Genomic DNA, 3,887 nt, shown 5'->3' with positions numbered 1-3,887 from the left:
TGTGAAGTTTTTATATTATAATACATCCATATGACGTTTTGAGGGTCGCGCCGCACACCGGGTCCAGGGGAAAGCATCTGGCCCCGCTCTCCCGAACGACGCTGCGCGGCCGGAGGGCCGCCAGCACAGGAGTCGCCGTACCACCCAGGGGAGATCGAGCTGCGCCAGGAGGACGACGCCCCCGGCCAGCTCACGGATCCGTGGGCACCCGCTCCCGCCCTCGACCTCACCGATCCATGGGCGTCCGTCCCCCGCCCCGGCGACGCAGACACCGCCCTCGACCCGGTCCAGTTCGTGCCCGAGTCGTGCTGGACGGAACCCGAGCAGGCCGGCCCAGGAGGCGACCGCTGATGGGGCTGCGTGGGCTCGGCACCTAGGCCATCCACGTCATCCAGAACGCGACCGGGCTGGCGATGGTCCGCGCGACCGTAAACAACGAGGACGGCTGGCGGATCTGGGGCTTCACCAACGCCGATCACCAGTACGGCTGGTACGACCGGACCACAGGCGGGTGGCTGCTCGACGAGCGCCAGGACCGGGGCGATCGGGCCGCCACCGCTGGCCTCGCATCCGCCTGGGCCGCTGGCCACGGGCTCGGCGGCCTGCCGCTCGACCTGCACGAGAGCGGGCCGAGGCAACGGGAGCGGTGGTCGTCCCATCACCATGGCGTCGAGGTGCCCGCCGTCGTGCTGACCACGGACACGACGGTAGAGGTTCGGACGTACCGCACCGTGGCCTCGTACGTCCGTGCGTTCGGCGGGGACCCGGCGCGGCTGGCCGTCGAGCTGCCCGACTGGGAGCGCCTGACCGTCGTCGCGCCCCCTGGTCGACCCCGACAACCGCGCCGTCGGCGCCGCCCGTGTCTGGGGTGAGCAGGTCCTCCCACTCGCTACCTATTTCCCCGCTGGCGGCGTCGGTGGGCTGGTAGGCATTCACCGACCGCGGGCGTTGCCTACACCACCCCGCAAGCCGTGCTGGACGGCGAAGCCGGACGCGCCGTCCTCACCCGAGCCGAGTTGCTCAACTCCGCGATCCGCGTCCTGCCCGGCACCAGCGTCCGCCTCCCTCCCGGCTGCGGCCCCCGCTTGGACGACATCCTCGATTACCCCAATGCATGGGTGAGCGACGAGTCGCTGACATCCGGCTCGGATGTCAGCAGCACACCTGGGCAGGCGACGACCTCAGGGCAGCAAAGAGCCGCAGGCGAGCCCGTATCGGTAGACACCGCGACATGATCCCTCCACACGCGGCAAGTTCCAGTGCCGAGTTCGCCGTCGCCGTCGACACACCTCGCAACTCGCAAGGTCGTGCTCGCGGAGCATGTGCAGCATGGCGTCTGGTGAGGCGATACCAGCGGCGATCACTCGCCGACGGCGACCATTGCCCCAGGATGGGATCGATCGCGCTTGCGGCTGCCGCTGAGGCGAGGTCGCTGTGCGGGTCCGATGGGGGTGTTCACGAATGGGGTGCGGCCTGCGCGAAAGAGCGCTGCTCAAAGATCGTTTCCCGAAGCCGGAGTGATCGTTTCCCGAAAATACACGACGGTCAAGCTGAGGCATTTCCGGGACGCCGACGCGACAGGAGCAAGAAAAATGCTTGCCTGCAAAATTGCAGACATGCAGTATAGTTGGGACGTGTCACTGCGCGAACAGAAGAAGGAACAAACCCGGCAGGCGCTGATAGCAGCGGCTGAACGGCTGTTCGACGAGCAGGGCTACGAGGGCACCACCGTGGAGCAGATCGCCGCCGCGGCGAACGTCTCCACACGCACGTTCTTCACCTACTTCCGCCACAAGGCCGACGTGCTCTACCACAACAGCACCGAAAGCGTCGAGGCGGCCTTGCGGGTGATCGCCTCCCGCGCACCAGACGAGTCTCCGACCCAGTTGCTCGCCCGCGCCTTTGACCGTCTACTCCAGGACAACTGGGAGATGGGCATGTACGCCGGCCTCATCGGTCACGCCTTGACGCTGCCCATCGCCTCGCCGAAGGCGTCCATCGAACGGTCCAACGCCAGACTGGAGCGGCTCGCCGCGGCCCTGGTGGAGGTCTGCCCGGAGGAGGTGGACCGGGTAGGTTCGTACGCCATGGTCGGGGCCGCGATCGGCGCGGTGAGCGCCGCGGTCGGGGCCGCTCTGGGCGAGGAGCGGACCGACGAGGAGGCGCTGGAGGCCGGCCGGTGCGCTTGCCGGCGTGCCCTGGCCGGCTTCGACCAGAGCTGGGAGGCCGGCTCCGGGGACGACGACGGACGATCGCCGGGGCCCTAGACCCGCGGCCCATTCCGGAACAGATGGCCTGCCCGTCGCGGGCGGAAGGAGGAAGGATGCGTCATGCCGACTGGGGCGTGCTGTCCCCACGGTGGGCCGGGATCCGCAGCGAGGAGATCGACGTCTGCGGCACCAGCGTGCACTATCTCACTGCCGATGCCGGCTGCGACGGCCCCACCCACCTGCTGATCCATCCGATGGCGGGCAGCGCCTCGATGTGCCTGGACCTCATCGCGCCGCTGAGCAGGCTGGGGCCGGTCATCGTCCCCGACCTGCCAGGCACGTTTTTCGGCCACACCAGCTCGCCGCACCCGAGGGCGGCCAAGGCCGAGGTGAACGCGCGTTTTCTGCGCGCCTTCACCGCCCGGCTGGGCCTGCGGGACGCGATCGTCCACGGCTGGTCCATGGGAGGGCTGGTGGCGGTGCTGTTCGCTGCCTCGGTGCCGGACCGGGTCGGACGGCTGGTGCTCGCGGCCCCCGCGTTGCCCGGCCCACTGCCCTCCGACGAGGTGCTGTTCTGGCGTACCGCAGGCCCGATGCTGCTGACGGCCGGGCCACCCCTCGTGCGGGTCGTGCTGCGCATGACCGGTCGCCGGCTGCTGGAGATGAAGCTCAGAGCCTACACCGACCGGAGGGCAGAGGGCCTGGTGGGCGGTGACCAGGCGCGGTTGTCGCCCGAGATGGCCGCGCTGCTGACCGAGGAACTGCGCAGCGCCGATCCGCGGCGCCTCGGCGGCGCTGTCACGGCCTTCGCCTCGGTGCTGTCGCACTTGTTCGTCGACCGCGGCCACGTGTACCGGGCGATCGCCGACGTGCGGGCCCCCGTGCTCCTGCTCTGGGGCGGCCAGGACGGTGTGGTCACCAAGAGCACGATCGACGACCTCGCCGCACGCCGCCCCGACTGGCGGTTACGCGTCTTCGACGCGGTCGGGCATCTTTTGCCGCTGGAAATGCCGCATGCCTACGTCACCGCGGTCAACCAGTGGCTCGTCGAGGACGTCTGCCCGGCATGAGCCCTGGCCGCTACCGTCCCGGCCCCCGAACCATCGCCGGTCCGGCCACCACGGCAACGTCGGGGTCAGGTAGTGCGCGCCCTGGCGGAACTTGTCCTTGGTGCCGAGATCGGCGGGGTGCAGGGTGACGGTGGCCGTCGAACAGGACAGCCGCGCACAGTTGGGTGCCATCGAAGATGCGCAAGTACCCTGCTCCGCCCAGATGCCGCTACGGTCCGGGTACCGCTCATCCGTAACCTCCGCGTAGCGATCCCGAAATATTACAGAGAGTTACTTTGGAGCTGGTCGCTCGGAGTCGAGCGGGCCCCAACATGATCTCCCCTCCTGCTCCAGCTCAAGAAGGACTGGCTGGCCGATCTCCTCCCGTTTGATCAACACCTTGAGAAGGGATCTTGGCAATCAGGCTTTGGCCTTGAGGATTCGTGCGGCCAGGTCGAGCGCAGCGCGGGGAGGGCGTCTGGACCCTTCGACGATCTCCGCGATGGCCACGCCGGCCGCCGGATTGAAGGCGATGGGCTCGCTGCTTTGCTGTTCGGAGGTCAGCAGGGCGGTGATGGCCGCGTCGGTGTCGTTACGGCGCAGGTGGCCGTGGGCGAGGTCGATGAGG

Annotated in this window: 4 protein-coding genes; 3 read left to right on the top strand and 1 reads right to left on the bottom strand. The window is 68.8% G+C overall.

What is annotated here, in order from left to right; translation table 11 throughout:
• Window positions 1-413 precede the first annotated feature (413 nt).
• From E1294_RS51290 to E1294_RS51280, 3 genes are all read left to right on the top strand, one after another.
• Window positions 414-872, top strand: a complete 459-nt coding sequence (locus E1294_RS51290; protein ID WP_132520429.1) for a hypothetical protein — start codon at window positions 414-416, stop codon at window positions 870-872.
• Window positions 873-1,634: 762 nt separating this feature from the next.
• Entirely contained in the window at window positions 1,635-2,267 is a 633-nt protein-coding gene (locus E1294_RS51285; RefSeq protein ID WP_165977973.1) for a TetR/AcrR family transcriptional regulator, read from the top strand.
• Window positions 2,268-2,323: 56 nt separating this feature from the next.
• Window positions 2,324-3,280: an alpha/beta fold hydrolase gene (locus E1294_RS51280; protein WP_165977972.1), complete on the top strand. Its 957-nt coding sequence runs from the start codon at window positions 2,324-2,326 to the stop codon at window positions 3,278-3,280.
• Window positions 3,281-3,679: 399 nt separating this feature from the next.
• On the opposite strand, the gene E1294_RS53965 is transcribed toward E1294_RS51280, so the two are convergent.
• Window positions 3,680-3,887, bottom strand: a 208-nt coding sequence (locus E1294_RS53965) for a hypothetical protein (protein ID WP_220448440.1), incomplete at its 5' end; no start/stop codon positions are given.

This window comes from Nonomuraea diastatica (assembly GCF_004349015.1).
In the GTDB taxonomy this organism is placed as follows: domain Bacteria; phylum Actinomycetota; class Actinomycetes; order Streptosporangiales; family Streptosporangiaceae; genus Nonomuraea; species Nonomuraea diastatica.
The sequence above is the reverse complement of the archived record's forward strand: the minus strand, read 5'-3'. Positions and strand labels throughout refer to the sequence as shown.